Annotated in this window: 2 protein-coding genes; both read right to left on the bottom strand. The window is 76.0% G+C overall.

Annotation, left to right across the window (positions count from 1 at the left end; all coding sequences use genetic code 11):
- Positions 1–680: beta-ketoacyl synthase N-terminal-like domain-containing protein (locus tag ABTY59_RS37600; RefSeq protein ID WP_502995475.1), on the bottom strand; the 680-nt coding region annotated here is incomplete at its 3' end.
- A gap of 137 nt (positions 681–817) precedes the next feature.
- Positions 818–5,983 (bottom strand): SDR family NAD(P)-dependent oxidoreductase (locus ABTY59_RS37595; RefSeq protein ID WP_352023655.1); only part of this gene is annotated, 5,166 nt, incomplete at its 5' end.

Below are 5,983 nucleotides of genomic sequence, written 5' to 3'. Positions count from 1 at the left end.
CACTCCCCGGACCGCAGGGCGTTGACCGCGAGGTGCAGGGCCACGAGCGAGGACGAACAGGCCGTGTCGACGGTGAGGGCCGGGCCCTGGAGACCGAGCGTGTAGGCGACGCGGCCGGAGGCCACGCTCGACGTCGTCCCCGTCAGGCCGAAGCCGGTGGCGGCCGCACTCGCCTCGCCCAGGCGGGGGCCGTACTCCTGCGCGATCGCCCCGAGGAACACGCCCGTCGACGAGCCGTGCAGCGAGCCCGGAGTGATGCCGGCCCGCTCCAGGGCCTCCCACGCCGTCTCCAGGAGCAGCCGCTGCTGCGGGTCCATCGCCAGCGCCTCGCGCGGCGAGATCTCGAAGAACGCCGGGTCGAAGGCGGAGGCGCTGTCCAGGAACCCGCCGTCGCGGACGTACGAGGTGCCCGCGTGGTCCGGGTCGGGGTGGTACAGGCCGTCGAGGTCCCAGCCACGGTCCGTGGGCATGCCCGAGATCACGTCGCGCTGTTCGGCGACGACCCGCCACAGCGCCTCGGGCGAGTCGACCCCGCCGGGGAAGCGGCACCCCATGCCGACGATCGCGATCGGTTCGTTGGTGCCCGCCTCCAGCTCGCGGACCCGCTGACGGGACTGGTGGAGGTCGACGGTGAGGCGCTTGAGGTATTCGACGAGTTTGTCGTTGTCCGTTGTTGTCATGGTGTTGATGCCCCCGTAGGCGTTGTGGAGCGTGCGTGCGCGGGGTTCGGGCATGGCTGCCCGTGCGGCGTGCCGGGGCACGCCGCGCGCAGCGATCAGGACGAGAAGGGTGCGGGTCCGGCGACGCGGACGCGGGATCAGAGTTCGGTGTCGATGAACGCGAGGAGTTCGTCGACCGAGGCCGACTGGACGCGGGCGGACAGATCGTCGTCGGCCGGGGCCCGCTGAGCCGGCACCCGGGCGGCCAGTGCCTGGAGCCGCTGGACGATCTCGGCCCGGACCTCGTCCCCGGTGTCGTCCGGCAGCTCGACGAGTGCCGCTTCCAGCCGGTCGAGTGCGACCAGACCGGGCGCGGACGGCGAGCCGTCGGAGCCGACGGAGGATTCCGTCTCCTCCGGTGCCAGTTCGGCATGGAGGTGGGCCACGACGGCCAGCGGCGTCGGGCAGTTGAAGAGGAAGGTGGCGGGCAGCCGCAGACCGGCCGCGCTCTGCAGTCGGTTGCGCAGTTCCACGAGGGTGAGCGAGTCGCAGCCCATGTCCTTGAAGGGCCGGTCGGCGGGGATACCGGCCGCGGACGACCGGCCGAGCACGGCGGCGGTCTGCACCCGTACGAGGTCGAGGAGCAGCTCCTCGCGCTCGGCCGGGTTCAGCGCGGCGAGCCGGTCGCGCAGGGTCTCCGTCGCGCGGGGCGCGGCCGCGGCCTGCGCGGACGGTGCCGTACGCGGGGCGGCCGGGGCCAGGTCCCGCAGCACGGTGGGCAGTTGCGTGCCCAGCGCGCCGAGTGCGGCACGGTCGAGCGGCGCCGGCACGAGCGCGGGGGAGTCCACGCGCAGGGCCGCGTCGAGCAGGGCCAGGCCCTCCGCCGGGTCGATGGGCGCGAGGCCGGTCCGGGCGATGCGGCCCCGGTCGGCCTCGGACAGGGCCCCGGCCATTCCGGCGGCGCCCGGCCGGCCCGTGTCCGCCCACATGCCCCACGCCAGGGAGCGCGCGGGGAGGCCGCGTGCCGCGCGGTGCTGGGCCAGGCCGTCCAGGTAGGCGTTGGCGGCGGCGTAGTTGCCCTGGCCCGCGCCGCCGATGACGCCCATCACGGAGGAGAAGAGGACGAAGGCCGCGAGGTCCTGCTCCGCGGTCAGTTCGTGCAGGTTCCGGGCGGCGACGGCCTTGGCGGCGAGCACGGTGTCGAGGCGCTCGGGCGTGAGCGCGGTGACCACGCCGTCGTCGAGCACACCCGCCGCGTGGACCACGGCGGTCAGCCGTACGCCGCGGAGCAGCCGCGCGAGGGCGTCCCGGTCCCCGGTGTCACAGGCGGCGAGGGTGACCTCGGCTCCCGACGCGCGGATCTCCGCGGCGAGTTCCTCCGCGCCGGGGGCGTCCGCGCCGCGGCGGCTGACCAGGAGCAGACGGCGGGCGCCGTGCTCGGTGACCAGGTGCCGCGCGACCAGCCCGCCCAGGGCTCCGGTGGCTCCGGTGATCAGGACCGTGCCGTCCGGGTCGAGGGACGCGGGCAGGGTCAGGACGACCTTGCCGATGTGCCGCGCCTGGCTGACGTACCGGAAGGCGTCCGGCGCCCGGCGGACGTCCCAGGTGGCGAGCGGCAGCGGGGTCAGGGCCCCCGACGACAGCAGGCGCAGGACGGCCGTGAGCATCTCCGAGATCCGCTCGGCCGGTTCCTGGAGCAGGTCGAAGAAGCGGTAGTCCACCGCGGGGTGCTCGGCCGCGACCCGCGCGGGGTCGCGCAGATCCGTCTTGCCCATCTCGACGAAGCGGCCGCCGTGCGGCAGCAGCCTCAGGGAGGCGTCCACGAACTCGCCCGCGAGCGAGTTCAGGACGACGTCCATGCCGCGTCCCCCGGTGGCCGCGCCGAACGCCGCCTCAAAGTCCAGGGTGCGGGACGACGCCAGGTGTGCGCCCTCCAGGCCGAGGGGCCGCAGGGCGTCCCACTTGCCGGGGCCCGCCGTGCCGTAGACCTCCGCGCCCAGGTGCCGGGCGAGCTGGACGGCGGCCATGCCGACACCGCCGGCCGCCGCGTGGACGAGGACGCGTTCGCCCGCCGACAGACCGGCGAGGTCCACCAGGGCGTGGTACGCGGTGAGGAACACGATGGGCGCGGACGCCGCCTCGGCGTACGTCCAGTGGGACGGCATCACGGCGACCAGCCGGTGGTCGGTGACGGCCAGGGGGCCGAACGCCCCGGAGAAGAGACCCATGACCCGGTCGCCGACGGCGAGACCCGTGACACCGGGACCGACCTCGGTGACCACGCCGGCGCCTTCGAGGCCCAGCGGCCCGGGGTCCCCCGGGTAGAGGCCCAGTGTGCCCAGGACGTCACGGAAGTTGACGCCCGCGGCGCGCACCGCCACGCGTACCTCGCCGTCGCCCAGCGGGGCCAGGGCCTCCGGGAAGGGTTCGAGCGCCAGGTGGTCGAGCGTTCCGCGCTCGCGCACCACCATCCGCCAGGCGGCCGTGCCCGCGGGAGGCACCAGGGCGCCGCCGGCCGAGGCCGGGCCGAGCCGGGGAACGAGCGCCTCCCCGCCCCGTACGGCGAGCTGCGGCTCCGCGGCGACCAGCGGCAGCGCGGTACGGCAGTCGTCGGCCGTCTCCACGTCGAGGAGGCCGAAGCGGCCGGGGTTCTCGGTCTCCGCCGAGCGCGCGAGACCCCAGACGGCCGCGCGGTCGGGATCCGCGTCGGCGTCCGGCGCCGTGGCCACGGCGCCCCGCGTCACGAGCACCAGGCGGGACTCGGCGAAGCGCTCGTCGGCCAGCCACTCCTGGAGCAGGCCGAGCGCGCGGTGCACCGGCGGGACGGCGTCGCTCGTCGTGCCGTCCGTGAGCGCGGTGAGCGGCGCGAGGACGACCGACGGGACGAGCAGGCCCCCGTCGACGGCCCGCCCGAGCTCGGCGAGGTCGGCGTACGCCGGGCCGACACCCAGATCGGCGGAGCCGAGGGCGACGGAGCGCGGCGACTCCTCCCCGTCCGCCGTGACCGGCTTCCAGTCCAGGCGGTGCAGCGAGCGCGGCACGGCCACGGCCTCGCTCACCGGGCGCAGGACCAGCTCCTCGACCTCGGCGACCACCGCGTGGGCCTCGTCGAGCAGGGTCAGGGACACCGCGTCCGGTCCGGTGCCGGTGATCAGGACGCGGACGGAACGGGCGCCGGGCTGGTGGACGGTCACACCGCGCCAGGAGAAGGGCAGCAGTCGTCGGCCGCCGTCCTCCAGGGCGGTGATGACGATCGGGTGCAGGGCCGCGTCGAGCAGCGCCGGGTGCACGCCGTAGGAGGCGGCGTCGGTGACGGAGGCCGGCAGGGCGACCTCGGCGACGAGGTCGGAACCGTGCCGGCGGGCGGCGCGCAGGCCCTGGAAGACCGGGCCGTAGGCATAGCCCGAGGAGGCCAGTTCCGCGTAGCAGCCCTCGACGGGCAGCGGCTCGCCCTCGCCGGCGGGCCGGGCGGCGGCGGGTGCGGGGGAGCCGTGGTGCGGGGCGAGCGCGCCGGTGGCGTGCAGGGTCCACGGTTCGACGGCGCCGTCCGGCGTCTCGGTGCGCGCGTGCACGGTCAGCGCGCGCTGACCGTCGTCGCCGGGCGCCGCCACGACGACCTGCACCTCGGTGCGACCCTCCTCGGGGATCACCAGGGGCGCGACCAGGGTGAGTTCGGCGACCCGTGGGGTGCCGGTCTCCGCGCCCGCGCGGGCGGCGAGCTCCAGGAAGGCGGTGCCGGGCAGCAGGACCGAGCCGAGGACGGCGTGGTCGGCCAGCCAGGGGTGGGTACGGCGCCCGAGCCGGGCGGTCAGCACGGTCTGCCCGGACTCGGCGAGCTCGACGGCGGGGCCGAGCAGCGGATGACCGGCCGCCCCCTCGGTGCCGCGCGCCGTGAGCCAGTACCGCTCCCGCTGGAAGGCGTACGTGGGCAGGGCGGGCGTCCGGCCGGGGCCGAACACGGCCCGCCAGTCAGGACCGCGGCCCCGGACGTGCAGGGCGCCGAGCGCTCCGGACAGGGTGCGCCGCTCGGACCGGCCGCGGCGCAGCACCGGGACGAACGCCAGGGCGTCGTCGTCCAGGCAGTCCTGCCCCAGGGCCGAGAGGACCGCGTCCGGGCCGAGTTCGAGGAAGGTGCGCATCCCGAGGCCGTGGAGCGCGGCGAGGCCGTCGGACATCCGGACCTCCCGGCGCACCTGCCGCACCCAGTAGTCGGCGGTGACGTCGACGGGCAGACCGGTGACGGTCGACACCATCGGCACGCGCGGTTCCGCGTACCGGACCTGCGAGGTGACGGCGGCGAACGCGTCGAGCATCCCGTCCATGCGGTGGGAGTGGAAGGCGTGGCTGACGACGAGCCGGCGCGTCTTGCGGCCGGTGGCGGCGAACGTCGCGGCCACGTCCTCGACGGCCTCGACGTCGCCGGAGACGACGACGGCCAGGGGCCCGTTGACGGCGGCGATGCTCACCTCGTGCTCGCGGCCGGCGATCAGGGCGCCGACCTCGTCCTGCGAGGCCTGGACGGCCATCATGGCGCCGCCGGACGGCAGGGCCTGCATGAGCCGGCCCCGCGCGGAGACCAGGGCGCAGGCGTCGGGCAGCGTGAGGATCCCGGCGACGTGAGCGGCGGCGAACTCGCCGATGGAGTGGCCGAGCACGGCGTCGGGGGCCAGCCCCCGGTGCTCCAGGAGCCGGTACAGCGCGACCTGGAGTGCGAAGAGGGCGCACTGGGTGTTCTCGGTGCGGTCGAGCGCCTCGGCGTCGTGGAACATCACCTCGCGGACCGGCGGCGTCCCGGGCACGGCGGCGCGGCAGGCGTCGAGAACGGCGCACACCTCGTCGAGGGCCGCGGCGAAGACCGGCTCGGCCTCGTACAGCTCACGGCCCATGCCGACGCGCTGACTGCCCTGCCCCGTGAAGAGGTAGGCGAGGCCGTCGTCGGTGCGCGCGGTGCCGAGGGCGAGCGCGGAGTGCGGCTCGCCGCGGCCGAGCGCGGTCAGCGCGGCGAGGGCCTCCGCGCGGTCCTCGGCGGTGACGGCCGCGCGCTGGTCGAGGGCGGTACGGGTGGTGGCGAGGGCGCGGCCGAGGTCACGCGCGGAGACCTCGCCGAGGGAGTCCAGCGCCTCGACGAGCGCGGCGGCCTGGGCGCGCAGGGCCGGTTCGGTCCGTCCGGACAGCACCCACAGCGGGTCGGTGTCCGTCTCCGGTACGGCCTCTTCGGCGGGTGTGTTCCGCGGGGGTTCGGCGAGGATGACGTGGGCGTTGGTGCCGCTGATGCCGAAGGAGGAGACGCCGGCGCGGCGGGTCTTGCCTTCCTCGACGGGCCA

The sequence above is a fragment of the Streptomyces sp. NPDC096079 genome (assembly GCF_040303145.1).
Taxonomy (GTDB): Bacteria; Actinomycetota; Actinomycetes; order Streptomycetales; family Streptomycetaceae; genus Streptomyces.
Note: the sequence above shows the minus strand (reverse complement) of the source record. Positions and strands in the feature narration are given on the sequence as shown.